Here is a 21040-nt window from a genome sequence, read left to right as displayed (position 1 = left end):
GTGGGCGTCTACACCGACTGGACGCCGCTCAGCGACCGTCCGGGCCTGTTCCCCGAGGACATCGACCCCAGCGACCCCTGGCAGTTCCGCAACGTTCTCGTCCACGGCTGAGGCTGTTTCGTCTCAAGGCACGACAAGGGCCGCCCTGTCCGGGGCGGCCCTTTTTTGTTGGCGTCCCAGCCTTCGGACCAGAGGCTGAGCGATGGCCGAGCTAGGCCGCCGCAACACCCGCATGCGGGTCGCCGAGTATCGGAATTGGGCCGCGACCCGGCCGGACGACCAGCGCTGGGAGCGGATTGACGGCGTCCCGATCCAGATGTCGCCAGCACATGACGGCATCAGCGCATCGTCACCAACCTCGTCAAGCGGCTCGACGGCCTCGCCGTGCCCCTGTCCGTGCATCAGGACGGGGCACAGGTCGGGGTCGGGCGCCGCATCCCGGACGGGATGGCACAGTTCGCCGGTCCCGGCGCGATCATCGACCTGCCCGAACTCGGCGGCGCGCTGTCGGTCGCGGAGATCTATGCGCGCCTCACCCTCTGATCCTGCACCGCGTACCGCTTGCTTGCCATCTGGGCAGTGCTAGCATCGCCTCCGTTCTCGGAGGCCCCTCGATGGCGCTCGCTCTTCGGCGCGACCCCGGCATGCGGGTGGCGGAGTATCAGGTCTGGGCCGTCGACCGTCCCGACGAGGAGCGCTGGGAGCTGTTCGACGGCGAGCCTGCCCCGATGGCGCCGCAGCGCGAGCGGCACCAGCAGATCGTGCTGAACCTCGCCCGCAAGCTCTCCGATCCCGCCCGCGACCGCGGCTGTCGCGCCGTTCCCGGCATCGCGGTGCTGAGCGACAGCATGGACACCTTCGCACCGATCCCCGACGTAGTGGTGCGCTGTGGGCCGATGCTGAAGGACGGCTATGCCCGTGATCCCATCCTCCTCGCGGAGGTGCTCTCGCCCTCGACCATGAGCCGGGACCGCGGCCGGAAAACCGATTTCTATCGCAGCATCGCTTCGCTCAAGCACTTCATGGCCGTCTATCAGGACGAGCCGCGGGTCGAGATGTGGCGTCGTGGTCCGGATGCCGGCTGGACATTCGAGGCCCACGGCCCGAGCGCCGCGATCGGCCTGTCCGAACTCGGCGGCGACTTGGCCGTTGCTGAGATCTATGACGACATCGCCTTCTGACGACGAACCCGCGCGGGACCGGCCTTGCCCCATTTCGAAGACTACTACGCCAACAAGCTGCGCGGCTCGCTCGGGGTCACCGACGCGGAATCGGTGCTCGATCTGCGCGGGGCCAACCGCCCGACCGCGGAAGCCTCGCTGACCGACATGCTGGAGCGCAGCCGCTTCGCCAAGGGCAAGACCGTGGCGATCCGCCTCGACCCGCCGCCGGAAGGCGGAGGCGAGACCCTGTTCCAGCCGATCGGACGTCAGCTCCTCGACGCCAAGCGCCGCGGCTGGATCGAGCGGCTCCAGACCTTGCCCGCCGGCGACGGCCTCGGCTTCTACGTGGCGCTGGCCGGCAAGCCCGACCGCGAGCGCGACTGACCCGTTATGGCGTGGAGCCGGAACGATAACGCACTGGAGCACCTCGCCCGCTTCGGCTACGGCGCGCGCGGCTTCGTCTACTGCGTCGTGGGGGCGCTGGCCGTGCTCGCCGCCCTGGGCCAGGGCGGATCGGCCGGTGACAGCAAGAGCGCGATCCGGGCGGTGCTCGGCGGCCCGTTCGGCGCCGTCATCGTCGGACTGATCGCCCTCGGCCTCGCGGGCTTCGCCCTGTGGCGCGTCGTCGAGGGTGCGACCGACGCCGACCGGCGTGGGCGCTCTCCCAAGGCGCTCGTCGTGCGCGGCGCCCATCTGATCAGTGCCGTGATCTATGCCGGCCTCAGCCTCACCGCGGCCCGCCTCGCCTTCGGCATCGGCCGTGCCTCCGCCGGCGGCGACGGGGTGCGCGACTGGACCAAGTGGCTGCTCGACCAGCCCCTCGGTCCCTGGCTCGTCGGAATCGTCGGTCTCGGCATCGTGGCCGCCGGGATCGGCTACGGCGCCAAGGCCTGGAAGGGCAATGTCAGCGAACGGCTCGCCCTGCCCGCCGGCTCCGAGACCTGGATCGAGCGGCTCGGCCGGTTCGGCTACGCCGCGCGGGGCCTCGTGTTCCTGATGATCGGCGGCTTCGTGCTCACCGCGGCCTGGACGCAAGCCTCCTCGGAGGCCACGGGCCTTTCGGGGGCCTTCTCGGCGCTGAGGGCGCAGCCCTACGGCTGGCTGCTTCTCGCCATCGTCGCCGCCGGCCACTTCGCGTTCGGCGCGTTCGGCCTGATCCAGGCCCGATACCGCCACATCGATGCCCCGGATCTCGGCGATGCCAACGGGGTGGTCGCCAAGGCGGTCCGCGCCGCGCGTTGACATCCCCCCGGCCGGCGCCGATACCGCGCTCCGCCTGGAGCATCGGCCTTTGACTGGTAACCGGTATCCATCGTTCCGGCCGATGCTCTGACACAAAGCACCATGCAGAAGCGCACCTTCAAGACGGCGGTGATGGTCGTCCACGACCTCGCCGCGACCGCGGCGGCCGTGGTGCTGACCTTCGTCTTCCGCTTTCAGGACGGCGCCTTGGCCGAGCGCCTGCACGCGCTGCCGATCCTGCTGCCGCCGTTCCTGGCCTATGCCGGGCTGGTCTACGCGTGGTTCCGGCTCTACCGCACCAAGTGGCGCTTCGCCTCGCTGCCCGATCTCGCCGGCATCGTGCGCGCGGCCAGCGTCACCGCGCTGACGCTGCTCGTGCTCGACTACGTGCTGGTCTCCTCGAACCTCTACGGGTTCTACTTCTTCGGCAAGGTCGCCATCGCGCTCTACTGGGTGCTGCAGATCTTCCTGCTCGGGGGGCCGCGGCTGGCCTTCCGCTACATGAAATACGCCCGCTCCCGGCAGAGCCAAGCCCGGAGCGCCACCACGCCGACGCTGCTGCTCGGACGCGGCGCCGATATCGAGATCGTGCTGCGGGCGATCGAATCCGGCTCGGTCAAGCGCCTGTCGCCGAAGGGCATCCTCTCGCCCCGGGCGGACGAGGCGGGCCAAATGATGCGCGGCGTGCCCGTCCTCGGCGGGTTTCGCGACCTCGAACAGGTGGTGGCGGATCTTGCCAATCGCGGCCTGCCGGTGCGTCGGCTCGTGGCGACGCCGAGCGCGCTGGCGCCCGAATCCGAGCCGGACGACCTGATCGCCCGCGCCCGGCGGCTCGGCCTTCCGCTCGCCCGCGTCACCAGCCTCGGCGAGGGGATGCGCGACGCCGAACTCGCGCCGCTGGAGATCGAGGATCTGCTGCTCCGGCCCACCGTCGCCATCGACCGGCCGCGGCTCGAACGCTTCCTGACCGGTGCCCGCGTGGTGGTGACCGGCGGCGGCGGCTCGATCGGCTCGGAGATCTGCGCCCGCGCCGTCGCCTTCGGCGCCGCGGCGCTGCTCGTCATCGAGAACTCGGAACCGGCGCTCCACGCCGTCCTCAACGGTCCTGCCCTGCTCCACGCCGAGGCCGAGGTCGAGGGTGCGCTCGCCGATATACGCGACCGCGAGCGGCTGCACGCGATCATCCGCGACTTCCGGCCGACCTACGTGTTCCATGCCGCGGCGCTGAAGCAGGTGCCCTATCTCGAGCGCGACTGGGCGGAAGGCATCAAGACCAACGTGTTCGGCTCGATCAACGTCGCCGAAGCGACGGTGGCCGCGGGCGCCCGCGCCCTGGTGATGATCTCGACCGACAAGGCGATCGAGCCGGTCTCGCAGCTCGGCGTCACCAAGCGCTTCGCGGAGATGGTGGCCCAATCGCTCGACGCGGAGCGCTCCGGCCCGCAGGCGACCCGGCTCATCGCCGTGCGCTTCGGCAACGTGCTGGGCTCGGCGGGCTCGGTGGTGCCGGTGTTCAAGGCGCAGATCGCCCGCGGCGGACCGGTCACGGTCACCCATGCCGAGATGGTGCGCTACTTCATGACCGTGCGCGAGGCCTCCGATCTCGTGCTCACCGCCGCCTCCCACGCCGACGCGGAGGGGCGCGGCGACACCGGCGACCAGCGCGCGGCGGTCTACGTGCTGAAAATGGGCCAGCCCGTGCGCATCCGCGACCTGGCCGAGCGGATGATCCGGCTGGCGGGCTTCGAGCCCGGTGCGGAGATCGAGATCCAGGTCACCGGGGCGCGACCGGGGGAGCGGCTCAACGAGATCCTCTTCGCGAAGGAGGAGCCGCGCGTGACGCTGGACGGGATCGAGGGGGTGATGGCGGCCAAGCCCGTCTTCGCCGACCGCGCCGTCCTAGAGAGATGGATTCTCCGCCTGCGCGCGGCGGTCGCGGCGGGCGACCGCGCGGCGGCCGATGCCGTGTTCGAGGAGGCGATCCCCGACTTCCGAAACCGGGCCGCGGCCATCCCGAACACGAAGCCCGAGAGCAACGCGCCGCCCGCCCAGACCGCCGCGGCGACCGCCTGACCCCTCGACCGGCCGGGGCTCAAGCCCCGTCGCCGTCGCGGCGATCGAAGCGGGCGCGGGCCTCCTGAATCTCCGGCAAGTGGGCGAAGGCCCAGGCGCCGAGCGCCTGGATCGGCTCCCGCAGCGAGCGCCCGAGCTCGGTCAGCTCGTAATCGACCCGCGGCGGAATCGTCGGGAAGATCGTGCGTGTCACCAGTCCGTCGCGCTCCAGACCGCGCAGGGTGAAGGTGAGCATCCGCTGAGAGATCCCGCCGATCATCCGCTTCAGCTCGTTGAAGCGTCGCGGACCGTCCCCCAGCATCATGACGACGAGAACGCTCCACTTGTCGCCGATCCGCGCCAGAACGGTGCCGACGAGGCGGCAATCCTGCCCGGAATGGTCAGGCTGCCCGGCCGTGCCGGTTCCCTCGATGTGCCCGGGTTCCAAGAATGTGCCTCCTTGCGCAGAGCGGATGGTGGTTATCTATAGCGCCTCGGTTCCATTGTGATACCGAGGATCAAACATGAAGCTCCTTCACGTCGACGGCAGCATCCTGGGCCCGCATTCTGTCAGCCGGACCGTCTCCGCGGCCATCGTCGACCGCCTGCGGGCGCAGCATCCCGGTCTCGACGTCGCCTACCGCGACCTCGCCCGGGCACCGCTGCCGCACCTTTCCGGCGCGGTCCTCGCCGGGGCGCAGCCCAACGCCACCAACACGCCCGACGTGCAGCACGACGTCGAGCTCGGCCGGCAGGTGCTGGAGGAGTTTCTGGCGGCCGACATCGTGGTGATCGGCGCACCGCTCTACAACTTCACCCTGTCGAGCCAGCTCAAGGCCTGGATCGACCGCATCCTCGTGGCCGGCATCACCTTCCGCTACGGGCCGTCGGGGGCCGAGGGCCTCGCCGGCGACAAGCGCGTCATCGCCGTCGTCTCGCGCGGCGGACTGTACGGACCGGGCACGCCGGCCGCCGCGGCCGAGCACGCGGAGACCTATCTGCGCACGGTGCTGGCCTTCATCGGCATCACGGCGCCGGAGATCATCGTCGCCGAGGGCATCGCCCTGGGCCCCGAGGCCCGCGAGCGGGCGCTGTCCGGCGCCCTCGACGCCGCGGCGGCGCTCGAGGCCGCCTGAAGCCTCAACCGCCCGCCCGCGCCAGCGCCGCGAGCCCGTCCCGCGACGCTTGCGCCGGCCGCCAGCCCAGGGCCTCCAGGCCCTCGGCACGGGCGACGAGCGAGCCGGAGAGCCGGTCGAAGGCCGCCTCGCGACCGGTGGCGCGGCAGGCCAGCCCGATCAGCGGAACGGGGCAGGGCAGCAGGCCGGGTCCGCGGCCGAGACCGGCGCGGAGCGCGGCCAGCATCTCGGGCAGCGTCAGTGGATCGGGGTCGGCCACGACCAGCGAGCGCCTGAGCGGGCTGGATGCTTCCAGCACGGTGGCGACCGCGCCGGCAAGGCTCTCGACCGAAACCAGCGACCGGCGCCCGGTCAGGCTCGCCAGCGGCAGCGGATAGGGCGTGCGGGCGAGCTTGAGCAGCGCCGCCATGTTGCCCTTCACGCCGGTGCCGTAGACGAGGACCGGGCGCAGGGCGACCCAGTCGAGCCCGGTTCCGGCCAGCGCCTCTTCGGCTGCGAGCTTCGAACGGCCGTAGGCATCGGTGGGAGCCGCGGCATCCGCCTCGGATAGGGGAGCCGGGGCGCTCGAACCGATCTGGGCCCGGATCGAGGACAGGAAGACGAAGCGGCCAACCTTCGCCCGCTGCGCGGCCTCGGCGAGCTTGCGCGTCGCTTCGGTGTTCGAGTTGCGAAAGTCGTCTTCCGGGGCGCCGGACATGGCATGGGCGAGCCCGGCGGAATGCACCACCGCATCGACGCCGGCGAGGGCTGCGGCCATGTTCATCGGCCGCGCCAGATCCCCGACCACCGCGCCACTCGCGCCCTCCGGCACCTCGACCGGCCGGCGCAGCAGCACCCGCACCCGGTAGCCCCGCGCCGAGAGCGACCGGAGCAGGTGGCGTCCGATGAAGCCGGTGGCTCCCGTCAGCGCGATCAGCTTTCCGCTCACCGGTCTTTCCCTCCCGCCCTGTCGGCCCGCGGCGCCGCGAACCGGCGCAGCAGCCACCCGACGAGCCCCGCCGCGAGGACGAGGCAGGCGAGCGTGACGGGCGGAGAAGGCCAAAGCAAGGTCGCGCCCGCCAGCCCGGCCAGCGCCACCTGCACGGCGAAGACCGCGCCGACCACCTCCGGCACGGAGAAGCCGTTGAGCGTGGCGACCTGATAATAGTGGCTGCGGTGGGCCTGCCAGACCGCCTCACCCCGCTGCAGGCGCCACAGCAGGGTGAGCGTGGCGTCGGCCAGGGGATAGAGCGGCAGGATCAGCGCGGCGGCCAAGCCTCCGGTGCCCGCCCCCCCCTCCCCCGCGAGGCGGAACAGCAGCCACGCCACGATCAGCCCGACCGGCAGCGAGCCGACATCGCCCATGAACAGCCGCGCCACCGGCCGGTTGAACGGCGCGAAGCCGAGGAGGCCGCCGAGCAGGGCGCCAGCGACCAGCGTCGGCTCGGGGGCGTAGCGGCCGGCGAGGCCGAGGGCGAACAGGAAGGCGGTCGGCGGCACGAACTCGGCCAGCGTCATCCAATCGAGCCCGTCCATGAAGTTGACGAGATTCACGAACCAGAGGCCGGCAAGGATCGCGAAGGCGCGTTCCAACCAGAGCGGCGCGTCCGGCAGAATGCGTCCCTCGGCGGCGAGCACGGCGGCGGCGACCGCCCCGGCCTGGATCACGAGCCGGAGCGAGGCCGGTAGCGGCCGGATGTCGTCGACCGCGCCGACCGTGGCGAGGGCGAGGACCGCGAGCGCCAGCACCGGCAGCTCGGCCCCCTTGAACGCGACCCCGGCCGGCACGGCCAGGACGGCCACCGTGAACAGCGCGGCCGCGATGATGGCGATGCCGCCGCCCTGGGGGGTCGGCACCCGGTGGCTGGAACGGGCGTTCGGCCGCGCCAGGGCGTAGCGCTGCAGCAGCGGTTTCAGCAGCAGGATCAGGCCGGCGGAGAGTAGAGCCGCCAGCGGCACCGTGAGAAGGGGGACAAGGGTCATCGGGTCGCCGGAAGCCGCGAAGGAGTCCTCGCCTCTCCGCGGGGCAGGGTTTTGGGACGGCGGCTTCCGATCCTTCGCATATTCCCCGCTCTACCCGCCCTCCTCCGCACAAGCGAGGCCGTCGCGGCGTCTCCCGACCGCCCCCAACTTGTTTTGGCCGCAAAGCCACGCGATCCGCGTGACGCGGTCCTCCGAAAGAGCGGTGGGCGGGCCGCGCGTCCCTGGCCGGCTCGCCTTGCAGGGGCGGGATGCCGCCGATACGACTTGGCCGCTCGCCTCCACCGCTCAAGCCGGCTGTCAAGAATCGCCCGTTGCGCACGCTTTCCCTGGCCCTTGCCCTGGCCCTCGCGATCCTGACGGCCGTGGCGGGCACCCTCGCCGGCCTCCTCGGGACCACCAGCCCCGCTCTCGCGGTCGAAGCCGTGCGCGTCACCCTCGACGCGCCCGCGATCGACCTGACTCCGATGATCGAGCGCTACCGCTCGGACGGCGACCTGATCCAGATCTCCACCGCGCCGGGCAAGGACGGCATCGTGCGGCGCATCGCGGTGAAGGCCCGTGAGGCCGGCGCGCGGCCCGACTGGATGGTGTTCGCCCTCACCAACGACACCGACGAGCAGATCGACCGCCTGCTGGTCGCCCCGCATTTCCGCCTCGTCGGCTCCGGCGTGATCTGGCCCGATCTCGGCGGCTCGCGCATCGCCGCGATCACCGCGAGTGAGGGCATCCGCCCCGAGCGCGACGAGAGCCTCGACGCCGACCAGTTCCTGATCACCATCGATCCCGGCACCACGGTCACCTACGTCGCCGAGCTCAAAGGTCCGAACATCCCGCAGGTCTACCTCTGGGATCAGGACGCCTACCGCAAGAAGACCTCGGGGCTGACCCTCTACAAGGGCATCATCATCGGCATCGCCGGGCTCTTGGCGCTGTTCCTCACCATCATCTTCGTGGTGAAGGGCGCGATCATCTTTCCCGCCGCCGCCGCGCTCTCCTGGGCGGTGCTGGCCTATGCCTGCATCGATTTCGGCTTCCTGCAGCGGGTGTTTCCCGTCACCGAACTCGCCGAGCGGATCTACCGCGCCTCGGCCGAGGCCGTGCTCGGCGCGACCCTGCTCGTCTTCCTGTTCGCCTATCTCAACCTGTCGCGCTGGCACGTGCGCTACAGCCACGTCGCCTTCTTCTGGCTGACCTTCCTCGCCGGCCTCGTGGCGCTCGCGGTGTTCGATCCGCCGGTGGCGGCGGGCGTGGCGCGCATCTCGATCGCGGCGGTGGCGGGCGTCGGGCTGCTGCTGATCCTGTATCTGGCCGTTCATAACGGCTACGACCGGGCGATCCTGCTGGTGCCGACCTGGCTGCTGCTGCTGGTCTGGGTGGTGGCGGCCGGCTTCGCCATCACGGGTCAGATCGGCTCCGACCTCGTGCAGCCGGCGCTGATCGGCGGCCTCGTGCTCATCGTCATGCTGATCGGCTTCACGGTGATGCAGCACGCTTTCGCCGGCGGCGGCCTGAGCCACAGCCTCGTCTCCGACACCGAGCGCCGGGCGCTGGCGCTGACGGGAGCGGGCGACATCGTGTTCGACTGGGACGTCCCCGGCGACCGCGTCTTCGCCGGCCCCGAGATCGAGGCGCAGCTCGGTCTCAAGCGCGGCACCCTCGAGGGGCCGGCCGCGAACTGGCTCGGCCTGCTCCACCCCTTCGACGTCGAGCGCTACTCCGCGGCCCTCGACACCGTGATCGAGGAGCGGCGCGGGCGCATCGTCCACGACTTCCGCCTGCGCTCGGCCGACGGCCCCTACGCCTGGTACCGTCTGAAGGCGCGGCCGGTGATCGGCACCGACGGCGAGGTGATCCGCATCGTCGGCACGATCAGCGACGTGACCGAGGCCAAGACCGCCGAGGAGCGCCTGCTGCACGACGCGGTGCATGACAGCCTCACCGGCCTGCCCAACCGCGAGCTGTTCCACGACCGGCTGGAGGCGGCGCTGGCGCTGGCGAGCCAGGATCCGCGCCTCAAGCCAGCGGTGATCGCGCTGGACATCGACCGGTTCAAGGCGATCAACGACGCCATCGGCCTCTCCGCCGGCGACTCGATCCTGCTCACCCTCTCGCGCCGGCTCGGCCGGCTGCTGCGGCCGCAGGATACCCTGGCCCGGGTCGCGGGCGACGAGTTCGCGGTGATCCTGCTCTCCGAACGCGAGCCCGACCGCATCCTCTCGTTCGCCGAGATGATCCGGCGCGCCATCGCCACCCCGATCACCTACGCCGATCGCGAGGTCTTCCTCACCGTCTCCATCGGCATCGCCCTGCACGAGGCGGCGCAGGGCGCCGGCGGCCAGAGCACGGGGCAGACGCGGCGCGAAGAAGTGTTCAAGAACGCCGAGATGGCGATGATCCAGGCCAAGCGCGGCGGCGGCGACCGGATCGAGGTGTTCCGCGCCAACATGCGGCTGGAGCGCTCCGACCGGCTGATGCTGGAGGCCGACCTTCGCAAGGCGCTGGAGCGCAACGAGATCAAGGTGCTGTTCCAGCCGATCGTCCGGCTCGAGGACCGCACCGTCGCCGGCTTCGAGACGCTGCTGCGCTGGGATCATCCGAAGCTCGGCCGCATCCCGCCCTCGACCTTCATGCCGGTGGCGGAGGAGACCGGCGTCATCGTGGGGCTCGGCAATTTCGCCATCGAGCGCACGGCGCTGGAACTCGCCGCCTGGCAGCGCTCGCTGGACGTCGAGCCGCCGATCTTCGCCTCGGTCAACGTCTCCTCGCGCCAGCTCCTGCGCCACGACCTCCTGCACGACGTGAAGACGGTGATCGCGCGCACCGGCGTGCTCCCCGGCTCGCTCAAGCTGGAGATGGCCGAGGGGCTGGTGATGGAGAATCCGGAATACGCCGCCCAGATGCTCACCCGCATCCACGATCTCGGCGCCGGCCTCGTCCTCGACGATTTCGGCACCGGCTACTCGGCGCTCTCCTATCTCCAGCGCTTCCCCTTCGACACGATCAAGATCGACCAGAGCTTCGTGCGCCAGATGGGCCAGGGGCGCACCGCCATGCTGCGCTCGGTCCTGCGGATGGGTCAGGAGCTGGGCCTCGCCACCATCGCCGAGGGCGCCGAGTCGGAGGAGGATGCGCAAGGGCTGCAGGAACTCGGCTGCGATTACGCGCAAGGGGCGGCCTTCGGCGAACCGATGACCGTGCTCCAGGCCCGCCAGCTCGTCGGCGCCGCGCCCGAGGCGGCGTGATTCCACCGCCCGGCCAGGCACAGATCTCACGATGAGGCGGACTCTCTAGCATCCGTTTAAAACTCCCTTAACCATGTTGAAGGAAGGTCCATCGGAAGTATTCGGGTCGCCCCGTCGGCGTCCCGACGGCCTGAGGATGGACGATGATCGAGGCGACGAGACGCAGGAGCCCGGCCCTCTCCGGCAGCGCGATGCGGCGCCTCATGACGCGCCCGATCCACGCCCATCTGGCCGGGACCGTGCCGCCGCGGGCGGTCGTCGCGGAGGTGCCGCCCGACGTCGTGTCGGACACGCCCGCGGACGACATGGCGGACGAACTGGCGCAGGGCCCTGCCGTCTCGACTTCCGAGCCCGGGGCCGCGGAGGCGGACCTCGTCCGTCTGCGCCTCGAGGTGGCGATGATGAAGGCGGCGCTCGCCGCCGAGCGCCGGGAGAGCGAGGCGCTCCGCAGCAGCCTCGGCCTCGCAGGGGTGGAGACGCTGGGCGAGGAGGCGCGGGCCGTGCGCGCGCGCTGGGCCGCCCTGGTCGAGCGCCTGATCCACGCCCCGCTCTGATCCTTTCAAGAAACCTCTCATCCGATCGGAGCGGGTTGCCGCCATGCGTGCTCCCACGAGCGCCCGTTGCTCGCTTGTCGTGAACGGCCAGCCCCTGCGGGTCTCCCCCGGCGACACCTCCCTGGAGACCGCGCTGGCGGACGGCGTGATCGCCCCGATGACCGGTCTGGTCGGCCAGGGCGCCGGGCCCGCCTCGCGGCGGCTGCCGGTTCGCGCCCGGCGGGCGGAGGCGGTGACGCTGTCCGTCCCCGATCCGGACGCGACGATCCGGCCGGTCAAGTCGCCCGCCCGCACCGTGACCCGGCCAGTCGTGCGCCGCACCGGCAGCATCGACACCATCACGGCCCTGGCGCCGCGGGTCGTGCAGGTGGTCGCGACCCTGGAGCGGCGGCTGCCCTTCGAGCCGGGCGATCAGGTCGTCGTCACCCTCGAAGGCGGTCGCCCGGTCACGCTCACGCCGACGCTCGGCGTCGAAGGCGGAGCGGAACTGAACGAGCTCGTCTTCCACCTGCGCGGCGAATGTGCGGAGGATCTCACCGCCCTGTTCGGTTGCGCGGTCGAGCCCGGCCGCGCGGTCAAGGTGAAGGGTCCCGTCGGCAATGGCACCTACCGCCCCGGCGGCGGTCGCCTCGTGCTGGTGGCGGCGGAGACGGGATTTGCCGGCATCTGGGCGATCGCCCGCGCCGCGCGCTACGTCGAGCCGGCCCGCGAGATCTGCCTCGTGATCGGCGCCCGCGATCCGCTCGACCTCTACATGCGCCCGTCGCTCGAATGGCTGCGCGCCACCGGCGTCACCCGCATCACGCTGGCCGCCGACCGCCATCGCCAGCGGGCGCCCGACGTGCGCCCCGGCCCGCTCACCGCCCACATCCCGAGCCTGCGGGCGACCGACGTGGTGCACGCCTCCGGCTGCCCCTCGACGCTGGGCGCTGTTGAGGTTTTAGCGGCGGCGGCGGGGGCGCGGTTCTACCCGATCCCGCTCGAGCCGGGAGCGTGAGGGGTAAACCGCGAGCACCCGGCCCCTCCCGTCATCGGGAGCGGTGATCGCGCGCCGGTCCGTGAACGGGGACCGTAATTACGGGCAATCTCTAATGGCGGACGACCGCTGTCCCTGCGGTCGCGGCCTCATGCTCGGCGAAGGGAGCGGATTCAAAACCTGCTCCGTTTGCCCCTGGGACGATGACGGACAGGGTGACCGCGATGCCGACAGCGTCCGTGGCGGATCGGATCGTGGATTGTCGCTGACCGAAGCCCGCCGGAACGACGCGGCCCGTGAAGCCGCCGATCCCATCGACCTTCGCCACGTTCGCCCTCCGACGGCGTCGGAGAGGTCGCCTACGACGTCCTCTTCAGCCTGAAGCCTATCGACGATGCGCGATTGCGCCTCGGCCCGCTGATCCGAGAACGACGAAGGGAGCGGCCGATCCGGCCGCTCCCTTCGCTTCGTCTCAAGACCTTGCCGGCCCTCAGGCCACCTTCACCCGCCAGATCTCCTCAGCGTATTCCCGCATCGAGCGGTCGGAGGAGAACCACGCCATGCGGGCGGTGTTCAGGATCGCCGCGCGCCACCACTGGGCCGGGCGCTTCCAGGCGGCGTCGATCTCGCGCTGGACGCGCCAGTAATCCTCGAAATCGACGGTGGTCAGGTAGCGGTCGCCGTGGCGCAGCTCGTCCACGAGGGGCGCGAAGCGGCCGCGATCATCCGGCGAGAAGGTGCCGTCGCCGATGGCGTCGAGCGCCGCCGCGAGCCGGGGCGAGGCCGCGATCGCCTTGGCGGCGTAGTCCGGCTCACCCGCGCGGGCGAGCACCCCTTCGGCGTCGAGGCCGAAGATGAAGATGTTGTCCGCGCCGACATGGTCCTTGATCTCGATATTGGCGCCGTCGAGCGTGCCGACGGTGAGCGCACCGTTGAGCGCGAGCTTCATGTTGCCCGTGCCAGAGGCCTCCATGCCGGCGGTCGAGATCTGCTCGGAGAGGTCGGCGGCCGGGATGATCACCTCGGCCAGACTCACCGAGTAGTTCGGCAGGAACACCACCTTCAGCCGGTCGCCGATCTCGGGATCGTTGTTGACGACGTTCGCGATGTCGCCCGCCAGCTTGATGATGAGCTTGGCCTGGACGTAGCTCGGCGCCGCCTTGCCGGCGAAGATCTTGACCCGCGGGGTCCAGTCTTTGTGCGGCGCCTGCTTGATCGCCTGATAGAGCGCCACCGTTTCGATCAGGTTGAGGAGCTGGCGCTTGTACTCGTGGATGCGCTTGATCTGCACGTCGAACAGCGCCGACGGATCGACGGTGACGCCGGTGCGCTCGGCGATGACCTGGGCGAGGCGCTTCTTGCGGACTTTTCGCATCGCCGCGTAGCGCTTGCGGAACTCCGGATCGTCGGCGAACGGCACCAGCCGCTCGAGCAGGGTCGGATCGTCGAGCACGCCCTCGCCCGCCGCCTCGACGGCGAGCGCCGTGAGCTCCGGATTGGCGTTGTGCAGCCAGCGGCGGAAGGTGATGCCGTTGGTCTTGTTGATGATCTTCTCCGGCTCGATCGCGTGGAGATCCTTGAACACGGTCGATTTCAGGAGCTCGCTGTGGAGCGCCGAGACGCCGTTGACCCGGCGCGAGCCGTGGAAGGCCAGCGGCCCCATGCGCACGCGCCGCCCGTGCGTCTCATCGATCAGCGAGACGGTGGACACGTCGAACGCCCCACCCGACGCCCCGCCTCTTGCGTTCTTGCTCTGCTCCTCGAGGTGCAGCCAGTTGATCAGGTAGATGATTTGCATGTGGCGCGGCAGCAGCCGCTCCATCAGCTCCACCGGCCACGTCTCCAGCGCCTCGGGCAGCAGGGTGTGGTTGGTGTAATGCAGGGTGTTGGTGGTGATCTGCCACGCATCCTCCCAGGCGAGGTCGTGCTCCTCCATCAGGATGCGCATCAGCTCCGGCACGGCGATGGCCGGATGGGTGTCGTTGAGCTGGATCGCGGCGTGGTCGGGCAGCGAGCGCGGGGAGCCGCGCTCGGCCACGTGCCGGCGCACCAGATCCTGCAGCGAGGCGGAGGTGAAGAAGAACTCCTGGCGCAGGCGCAGCTCCTGGCCCTCTGCGGAGGAGTCGCTCGGGTAGAGCACCCGCGAGATCGCCTCGGCCCGGGCCCGGCCCGACACCGCGCCGACATGGTCGCCGGCATTGAACCGGGCGAGCTCGACCGGGGCGTCGGCCTCCGCCTTCCACAGGCGCAGGACGTTGACGTGCTTGCCCCGCCAGCCGACGATCGGCACGTCGTAGGCCACGGCGTTCACGGTCTCGGCCGGGTGCCAGTGGCGGCGGATGTGGTGATCGCCCTGGCTCGTCATGGTGACGCTTCCGCCGAAGCCGATCTTGTAGGTCGCTTCCGGCCGGGCGAACTCCCACGGATTGCCTTCCGCGAGCCAGGTCTCCGGCGCCTCGCGCTGCCAGCCGTCCTCAAGCGACTGGCGGAAGATGCCGTGGTCGTAGCGGATGCCGTAGCCGATCGCCGGGATCGACAGGCTCGCCATGCTCTCCATGAAGCAGGCGGCGAGCCGCCCGAGACCGCCATTGCCGAGCGCCGCGTCGGGCTCGGCCCCCTCGACGTCGGTGAGATCGACGCCCAGGTCGCGAAGCGCGGCCCTGGTGGTCTCGACGAGGCCGAGATTGTTCATCGCGTCCGACAGGAGTCGGCCGATCAGGAATTCGAGCGAGAGGTAATAGACCCGCTTGTCCGGCACGGTGCCGGCCTGGGCCCCGTAGCAGGCATCGACGATCCGGTCGCGCAGCGCGAGCGCGGTGGCGGCGAACCAGTCGCGCTCGCGGGCGGCCTCGGGCGTCTTGCCGAGCACGTAGACGAGCTTGGCGCGGATGTCCTCGCGCAACGCCACGACGGCATCGTTCCCGGCGCTCGCACGCGGTTTAACATAGGTGGCGGCGGCCTTTGCCGTCTTCGCCGATGAAGCGGAGGTGTCCGCTTCGCCGTTCCTGACGAGAACGGACAGAGCTTCGTTCAGCACCTGGGTATCCCCCTTCGTTGCAGCCGAGGATGTCGGTTGAGCGCGGAACCCGGCCGCTTCTCGCGGCGGCACGATGATCCACGACATGGTCTGTCGCCCTGCCCCGACATGGTGTTGCCGGTGGCCGGACTTGTCGAGACACATCGCGACACATGCGTGCAAACATGCCTTTCGCAAGTCGTGTGCCCGCACGCCTGTGTCACTGTGGACACAACGCTCTCGCATCGACCGCCGGCCCGCGCGAGAAATGCCGGCGGACGCTTGAAGGCTTGCTGAACGGCCCTAGGCCATCCCTGAAACGGCGCGCGACGCCGGCATCGTCGCGGGAGGTCCGATGGGCGGTCCGATATCTGGCCCGATATCCGGGATGAGCGGCTCCGCGGCGGTCTGGTGGCAGAGCGGGACAGTCTATCAGATCTATCCACGCTCGTTCCAGGACACGGACGGTGACGGCGTCGGCGATCTTCGGGGGATCGCGGCCCGGCTGGACTACCTCGCCTGGCTCGGCGTCGACGCGATCTGGATCTCGCCGTTCTACCGCTCGCCGATGGCCGATTTCGGCTACGACGTGGCCGATTACTGCGCCGTCGATCCGCTGTTCGGCTCGCTGGAGGATTTCGACGCCCTGATCAGCGAGGCGCATCGGCGCCGGTTGCGGGTGATCCTCGACTTCGTGCCCAACCACAGCTCGATCGAGCATCCGTGGTTCGCCGAGAGCCGGGCGAGCCGCACGAATCCGAAGCGCGATTGGTACATCTGGCGCGACCCGGGCCCCGGCGGCGGTCCGCCCAACAACTGGCTCTCGAATTTCGGCGGCCCGGCCTGGACCCGCGATCCGGCGACCGGCCAGTACTACTATCACGCCTTCCTGCCCGAGCAGCCGGACCTGAACTGGCGCAATCCCGAAGTGCGGGCGGCGATGCACGACGCCCTGCGCTTCTGGCTGGAGCGCGGCGTGGACGGATTCCGCGTCGATGTGATCTGGCACCTGATCAAGGACGAGGGCTTTCGCGACAACCCGCGAAACTCGGACTTCCAATCGGATCAGGCGGGGATCAACCGCTTCCACCAGGTCCATTCCTGCGACCAGCCCGAGGTGCTCGACGTCATCGCCGGGATGCGCGCGGTGCTGCGCGCCTACGGCGAGCGGGTACTGATCGGCGAGATCTACCTGCCGATCGAGCGGCTGGTGACGTATTACGGGCCCGGGCTGACGGGGGCGGACCTGCCCTTCAACTTCCAACTCATCCAGACGCCGTGGCGCGCCGATGCGGTGGCGGCTCTCGTGGCGGAGTACGAGGCCGCCCTGCCCGAGGGCGGCTGGCCGAACTGGGTGCTCGGCAACCACGATCAGCCACGCATCGCCGCCCGCGTCGGCGAGGCGCAGGCGCGCATCGCGGCGATGCTGCTGCTGACGCTGCGCGGCACGCCGACGCTCTATTACGGCGACGAGATCGGCCTCGGGCACGTGCCGGTGCCGCCCGAACGGGCACAGGACCCTTGGGGACGCAACGAGCCCGGCCACGGCCGCGACCCGGAGCGCACGCCGATGCAGTGGGAGGACGGACCGAATGCGGGCTTCACCGCCGGCACGCCCTGGCTCCCGCTCAGCGCGGATGCGGAGCGACGCAACGTCGATGCGATGCGCGACGATTCCCGCTCGATCCTGACGCTCTACCGCCGTCTCCTCTCTCTGCGCCGGGATCACGCCGCCCTGTCGATCGGGCACTGGCGCAGCCTCTCCCTGCCGGCGGATTTCGCCGCCGAGCTTTTCGGCTTCGAGCGCTTCATCGGCGATGAAACTCTGCGCATCCTGCTCAACTTCGGCAACCGGGAATGGGGGGTGCCACTCGAGGGGGGAGGCACTTGGACGATTCTGCTCTCGACCTGCCCGGGCCGGGCGGGGGATCGGGCCGAGGGCAGCCTACGGCTTGGTCCGGACGAGGGGGTCGTCCTCCAGGCGGTCGGCCGATAGGGCTCGCCCGCCGTCGCCTCGCTGCATCGCACGGAGAGATCTCCGACTCAGTGGCGAAGGATGGAAGCCCGATTGGGGCGAGATATTCGCGAAACGCAAGCGGCCCATGCCGAAAACGCGGTCCGAGCCTCAGAAATATTGATCTGAACATGGCCTGAATTGTGCGATGCAACGGAACGGATTGCCTTCCGGAGCATTGCAATGCCGAGCGCAGCAGCGGCTTTTCCCGCTTTTCACCAGCAGCGCCGGTGGCGTGGGGGCGAGTCGATGGCTTACGTGGATCTCGGTGCGCGTCCGGTCGCCGAGCCGCCGTCACCGATATCCGCCTTCGATCCCGATCCGAGGCTCGGCAACGCGCTCCTTCCCCGCATCCTCTACGCCACCCCCGAGATGGCGGATTTCGTGAAGACCGGCGGCCTCGGCGAGGTGGCGGGCGCCCTGCCCCGGGCGCTGCGCCGCCACTACGACGTCCGGGTCCTCATCCCCGGCTATGCGCGGGTGCTCGCCGGTCTCGAGGCCCTGACGACGGTCGCCCGGCTCGGTGCCTTCGCCGGCGTACCGGCCTGCGAACTGGCCTTCGGCACCACGCCGGACGGCCTCGGCGTCTACGTCCTCATCGCGCCCGACCTGTACGAGCGCGACGGCACGCCCTATGGCGACGCGGGTGGGGATTTCGGTGACAACGACCTGCGCTTCGCCCGCCTCAGCCGGGCGGCGGCCGAGCTCGCCGCCGGAATCGACCCGTTCTGGTCGGCCGACCTGCTTCACCTCAACGATTGGCAGACGGCGCTGGCGCCGGCCTACATGTCCTGGCTCGGCATCCGCCGCCCGAGCGTGCTGACGATCCACAACCTTGCCTATCAGGGCCTGTTCCACCGGGACAATCTCGGGCGGGTCGGCGTGCCGGACTACGCCTTCCAGATGGACGGCGTGGAGTTCTACGGGCAGCTCTCCTTCCTCAAGGCCGGCATCTACCACGCCTCGCACGTCACCACGGTGAGCGAGACCTATGCGCGCGAGATCACCACGCCCGAGGGGGGCTGCGGCCTCGACGGTCTGCTGCGCACCCGCGCCGCGCAGGGGCGCCTGACCGGCATCCTCAACGGCATCGACGAGAGCTGGGATCCGCGCACCGACCCGCACCTCGCCACCCGGTTCGAGCCCGACGACTGGAAGGGAAAGCGGGCGAATGCCGACGAGGTGCGCAAACAGTTCGGCATGGCGGTCTCCCGCGGGCCGCTTTTCGCCATCGTCTCGCGCCTCGTGCATCAGAAGGGCATCGATCTCAGCATCGGTGCCGCGGAATCGATCGTCGCCGAGGGTGGGCAGCTCGTGGTGATCGGCCAGGGCGAGGGCCGGTTCGAGGAAGCCCTGCGCGACCTCGCCGGGCGCCATCCCGAGAATGTCGGCGTCCATGTCGGTTTCCGCGAGACGGAAGCGCGCCGCATCTTCGCCGGCAGCGACTTCCTGCTGATGCCCTCGCGCTTCGAGCCCTGCGGTCTGGCGCAGATGTACGCGCAGCGCTTCGGCTCCCTGCCGATCGTGCGCCGCACCGGCGGCCTCAACGATACGGTCGAGGATGGCGTGACCGGCTTCACCTTCGGCGAGGCCTCTCCCCGCGGTCTGGCCTCGGCGATCCGTCGCGCCTTCGAGACCTTCGGCCAGAAGAAGCGCTTCAACACCATGCGGCGCAGCGCGATGTCGCGGTCCTTCGGTTGGGACGGAGCGGCTCTGAACTACTGCAACCTCTACGCCCGCGCCTTCGGCAACCACACCGCCCGTCGCTGGAAGGCCGCCTGAGATCCGGAGGAATCCGGGCCGGCGGGAACACCACCCCAACAAGAGCGGTTGCCCGTAACGCCTCGTCGCATTTTTGATGGCACGGAACCGAGCGTTCCGCGTTGAGCGTCCATGGATGCGACCGTGGCGCTCTCGCGCAGCAATCCTCTGATTCTCCGTCTCCGTCACGGCCCGGACCTCGATGCCGGGGACCGAGCCCTTCTCGCCGACTTCTCCAAGTTCAATCGCAACCTGGAGCCGCAGCAGGATATCGTGCGGGCCGGCGACGTGGCGGCGGGCGTCCACCTCATCCTCGAAGGCTTCGCCTTCCGGTACAAGCTCATTGATGACGGGCAGCGCCAGATCATCGGCCTGCTCCTGCCGGGCGATTTCTGCGACCTGCAATCGGTAGTGCTCGGCCCCTCCGACCACTACATCGCCGCCTTGACCGCCTGCACCGTCGCCGACATCCCACAGGAGCGGATCGACTCCCTGGTCTTCCGCGATTCCCGCCTTGCCCGGGCCCTTTGGTGGGCCACCCTCGTCGATGAGAGCATCCTGCGGGAATGGCTCGCCAGCATGGGCCAGCGCTCCGCCGACAAGCGCATCGCCCACCTGTTCTGCGAGTTGCTGCTGCGCCAGCAGCTCGTCGGTGCTGCCGGGGAGCACGACTGCCCGCTGCCCCTGACCCAGCCGATGCTCGCCGACATCCTCGGCATCACGACGATCCATGTGAGCCGCATCCTGCGCGACCTTCGTTTGGCCGGGCTGATCCAGCTGAAGGACCGCCGGCTGAACATTCCGGATGTGGGCCGCCTGCGGACGTTCTGCGATTTCGACCCAAGCTATCTGCACCTCATCCGGCCCCCCGACCACGAAGCGGGCGGGAACGGCTTGCGGATCGGTTCACAGCGCGAGATCTGAGGCGGGCTTCCTCATCCATCCTGACGCGGGCTCTGACGCGCGCGCAGGCCTGCCCCCCCGGAAGGATGCCTGTACGACAGGCAAGATCATGCCGATTCTCCGTGCCCCGCCCCCGGCTCTTCGCTCGGGCAGCGCATGAGAACAAAGACGCCATGACAGCCCCCGACCCCGTTCCGCCGATCGCCCTCAACGACGGACGGTCCATCCCCCAGCTCGGCTTCGGCGTCTGGCGTCTGCAGCAGGCGCAGACGCCCGCCCTGGTCGGCACGGCGCTCGGCAGCGGCTACCGATCGATCGACACCGCCGCGGCCTACGGCAATGAGGCCGGGGTCGGGCGGGGCCTGCGCGAGACCGTGGTCCCCCGGCCTGATGTGTTCGTGACGACGAAGCTGTGGAACGACAGCCAGGGCTACGACGCGACCCTTCGCGCCTTCGATGAAAGCCTCGCCCGGCTCGGCCTGGAGCAGATCGACCTCTATCTGATCCACTGGCCCTGCCCCGACCGCGGCCTCTATCTCGACAGCTGGCGTGCCCTGATCCGCCTGCGCGAGGAGGGGCGCACGGCCTCCATCGGCGTCTCGAACTTCACCGAGGATCAGCTCGACCGGCTCGTGAGCGAGACCGGGGTCACCCCGGCCCTCAACCAGATCGAACTGCATCCCCGCTTCCAGCAGCGCACCCTCCGCGCGGCCCATGCCCGGCTCGGTATCGTGACGGAGGCCTGGAGTCCGCTGGGGCAGGCCCAGGTGCTGGACGAGCCCGTCATCACCCGGATCGCCGATCGCCTCGGGCGCAGCCCGGCTCAGGTGGTGCTGCGCTGGCACATCGAGAGCGGCTTCGTGACGATCCCGAAATCCGCGACGCCGGCCCGGATGCACGAGAACATCGACGTGTTCGGTTTCGCCCTCACCAGCGAGGATCACGCGGCCATCGCCGGGCTCGACCGGGCCGATGGACGGATCGGGCCGGATCCGATGACGTTCCAGTAACGGGCGCTC

At 70.1% G+C, this 21040-nt stretch carries 18 protein-coding genes; 14 read left to right on the top strand and 4 right to left on the bottom strand.

Going from position 1 to position 21040, the window contains the following annotated elements:
* The first annotated feature begins 384 nt into the window (after positions 1 to 384).
* The 5 genes from HNR01_RS28080 to HNR01_RS24130 all read left to right on the top strand — a co-directional run bounded on the left by HNR01_RS28080 (position 385) and on the right by HNR01_RS24130 (position 4478).
* A complete protein-coding gene (locus HNR01_RS28080; protein WP_309236234.1) occupies positions 385 to 543 on the top strand; it encodes a hypothetical protein in 159 nt (52 codons plus the stop codon).
* A gap of 71 nt (positions 544 to 614) precedes the next feature.
* A complete protein-coding gene (locus tag HNR01_RS24145) occupies positions 615 to 1181 on the top strand; it encodes a Uma2 family endonuclease (RefSeq protein WP_183670346.1) in 567 nt (188 codons plus the stop codon).
* 24 nt (positions 1182 to 1205) lie between these two features.
* The gene (locus HNR01_RS24140) at positions 1206 to 1547 is read left to right on the top strand and encodes a hypothetical protein (protein ID WP_017485396.1); all 342 of its coding nucleotides are present in this window, start codon (positions 1206 to 1208) and stop codon (positions 1545 to 1547) included.
* A 6-nt stretch (positions 1548 to 1553) separates the two neighbouring features.
* Positions 1554 to 2405, top strand: a complete 852-nt coding sequence (locus HNR01_RS24135) for a DUF1206 domain-containing protein (RefSeq protein ID WP_017485395.1) — start codon at positions 1554 to 1556, stop codon at positions 2403 to 2405.
* A gap of 102 nt (positions 2406 to 2507) precedes the next feature.
* A complete protein-coding gene (locus tag HNR01_RS24130; RefSeq protein WP_183670344.1) occupies positions 2508 to 4478 on the top strand; it encodes an SDR family NAD(P)-dependent oxidoreductase in 1971 nt (656 codons plus the stop codon).
* A gap of 19 nt (positions 4479 to 4497) precedes the next feature.
* Here the strand turns inward: HNR01_RS24130 and HNR01_RS24125 are convergent, their stop codons facing one another.
* Positions 4498 to 4905: a winged helix-turn-helix transcriptional regulator gene (locus HNR01_RS24125; protein WP_017485393.1), complete on the bottom strand. Its 408-nt coding sequence runs from the start codon at positions 4903 to 4905 to the stop codon at positions 4498 to 4500.
* Between the two features lie 76 nt (positions 4906 to 4981).
* Here HNR01_RS24125 and HNR01_RS24120 point away from each other — a divergent pair, with 76 nt between their 5' ends.
* A complete protein-coding gene (locus HNR01_RS24120) occupies positions 4982 to 5593 on the top strand; it encodes an FMN-dependent NADH-azoreductase (protein WP_183670341.1) in 612 nt (203 codons plus the stop codon).
* A 4-nt stretch (positions 5594 to 5597) separates the two neighbouring features.
* Here the strand turns inward: HNR01_RS24120 and HNR01_RS24115 are convergent, their stop codons facing one another.
* Positions 5598 to 6521, bottom strand: a complete 924-nt coding sequence (locus HNR01_RS24115; protein WP_017485391.1) for an NAD-dependent epimerase/dehydratase family protein — start codon at positions 6519 to 6521, stop codon at positions 5598 to 5600.
* Entirely contained in the window at positions 6518 to 7555 is a 1038-nt protein-coding gene (locus HNR01_RS24110; RefSeq protein ID WP_183670338.1) for an MraY family glycosyltransferase, read from the bottom strand. The genes HNR01_RS24115 and HNR01_RS24110 overlap by 4 nt, the downstream gene beginning before the upstream one ends.
* A 311-nt stretch (positions 7556 to 7866) precedes the next feature.
* On the opposite strand from HNR01_RS24110, the gene HNR01_RS24105 reads away from it, so the two are divergent.
* From HNR01_RS24105 to HNR01_RS28185, 4 genes are all read left to right on the top strand, one after another.
* Positions 7867 to 10797, top strand: coding sequence for an EAL domain-containing protein (locus HNR01_RS24105; protein WP_017485389.1), 2931 nt, complete (start codon positions 7867 to 7869; stop codon positions 10795 to 10797).
* A 143-nt stretch (positions 10798 to 10940) separates the two neighbouring features.
* Positions 10941 to 11351 (top strand): hypothetical protein, encoded by a 411-nt coding sequence (locus tag HNR01_RS24100; protein WP_183670337.1) that lies wholly within the window; start codon positions 10941 to 10943, stop codon positions 11349 to 11351.
* A 43-nt stretch (positions 11352 to 11394) separates the two neighbouring features.
* Entirely contained in the window at positions 11395 to 12348 is a 954-nt protein-coding gene (locus HNR01_RS24095) for a ferredoxin reductase domain-containing protein (protein WP_183670335.1), read from the top strand.
* 94 nt (positions 12349 to 12442) lie between these two features.
* The gene (locus HNR01_RS28185; RefSeq protein ID WP_183670333.1) at positions 12443 to 12709 is read left to right on the top strand and encodes a CPCC family cysteine-rich protein; all 267 of its coding nucleotides are present in this window, start codon (positions 12443 to 12445) and stop codon (positions 12707 to 12709) included.
* Between the two features lie 108 nt (positions 12710 to 12817).
* On the opposite strand, the gene HNR01_RS24085 is transcribed toward HNR01_RS28185, so the two are convergent.
* A complete protein-coding gene (locus HNR01_RS24085) occupies positions 12818 to 15364 on the bottom strand; it encodes a glycogen/starch/alpha-glucan phosphorylase (protein WP_183670331.1) in 2547 nt (848 codons plus the stop codon).
* Between the two features lie 367 nt (positions 15365 to 15731).
* On the opposite strand from HNR01_RS24085, the gene HNR01_RS24080 reads away from it, so the two are divergent.
* The 4 genes from HNR01_RS24080 (at position 15732) to HNR01_RS24065 (ending at position 21031) form a co-directional block, all read left to right on the top strand.
* Positions 15732 to 17339, top strand: coding sequence for an alpha-amylase family glycosyl hydrolase (locus HNR01_RS24080; protein ID WP_183670329.1), 1608 nt, complete (start codon positions 15732 to 15734; stop codon positions 17337 to 17339).
* A gap of 267 nt (positions 17340 to 17606) precedes the next feature.
* On the top strand, positions 17607 to 19139 hold the full coding sequence (glgA, locus tag HNR01_RS24075; RefSeq protein ID WP_183670327.1) for a glycogen synthase GlgA: 1533 nt from the start codon (positions 17607 to 17609) through the stop codon (positions 19137 to 19139).
* A gap of 111 nt (positions 19140 to 19250) precedes the next feature.
* Positions 19251 to 20042 (top strand): Crp/Fnr family transcriptional regulator, encoded by a 792-nt coding sequence (locus HNR01_RS24070; RefSeq protein WP_183670324.1) that lies wholly within the window; start codon positions 19251 to 19253, stop codon positions 20040 to 20042.
* A gap of 152 nt (positions 20043 to 20194) precedes the next feature.
* On the top strand, positions 20195 to 21031 hold the full coding sequence (locus HNR01_RS24065) for an aldo/keto reductase (RefSeq protein ID WP_017485379.1): 837 nt from the start codon (positions 20195 to 20197) through the stop codon (positions 21029 to 21031).
* Positions 21032 to 21040: the final 9 nt, after the last annotated feature.

The sequence above is a fragment of the Methylorubrum rhodesianum genome, from assembly GCF_014199985.1.
Lineage (GTDB): Bacteria > Pseudomonadota > Alphaproteobacteria > Rhizobiales > Beijerinckiaceae > Methylobacterium > Methylobacterium rhodesianum.
This window is presented reverse-complemented; position numbering and strand designations above follow the sequence as displayed.